We start from the raw sequence: 740 nt of genomic DNA, 5'->3' as shown, positions 1-740 counted from the left end.
ATCTCCTGTTCATGGCGGGCAGTCTCGAGCGAGCCGAAGGGTAAGCTCGGACGGGATCTGATCGACGAATAAGGCCATGAGGCTGCCAAGCAAGCAGGCTTGATCACGCTGGCAAAGGAGCGAGCGGCGCTGGGTAGCGTCGATCGCGTGAAACGCGTTGTTAAAGTGGTCGGCATGGTTAACTCGGCCGATGACTTCGGTGACTAAGCCAAGGTGATCAATGGATATTCCGACCTAATGGTCGAGGTGTTCGGCGAATCGATGGTAGACATGCTCGCTCCTCACTGCGCGTGGCGGCACTTCCGCGCCATGCCCCGGTCGAAGTCGAAATGATCCTTGAGGTACAGTAGCTTTTGTTGTTGATCGCAACCTTTCCACTTGGGAAGCTTTGACGCGAGGGTCGAAGATAGTCGTGCCGACGTGCTCTGCAGGCTCTTAGGACGTCGTCCGTGAAGAATGCGGATTGACCTGAGAAATAAGCAGAATTGGTCTTGATGTAGTATTCGATTTCGCAGGAAAGCGGGGTATTGGACCTCGCTTTCTTGCGTTTTAGGTTTTGCTTTTGGGTGATTCGTGATTCCCTGACGGCGTCGTCGACATTGGGGAATGCGATGAGCAAGCCGCGGGATGATCGCCAGAAAGACCTGTTGCTTCCGGCGCTTGATCAGATCATCGACATGGGTCATCCGCTGGTGCGGTTGGCAGCGCTGATCGACTGGAACATCCTGAATGAGCGCTTC

Annotated in this window: 1 protein-coding gene; it reads left to right on the top strand. The window is 54.9% G+C overall.

Features of this window, described 5'->3' with window-relative positions; all coding sequences use genetic code 11:
- Positions 1-527 precede the first annotated feature (527 nt).
- Positions 528-740, top strand: a 213-nt coding sequence (locus tag J6525_RS46555) for a hypothetical protein (RefSeq protein ID WP_225649495.1), incomplete at its 3' end; no start/stop codon positions are given.

This window comes from Bradyrhizobium australafricanum (assembly GCF_020329495.1).
Classification (GTDB): Bacteria; Pseudomonadota; Alphaproteobacteria; order Rhizobiales; family Xanthobacteraceae; genus Bradyrhizobium; species Bradyrhizobium australafricanum.
Note: the sequence above shows the minus strand (reverse complement) of the source record. Positions and strands in the feature narration are given on the sequence as shown.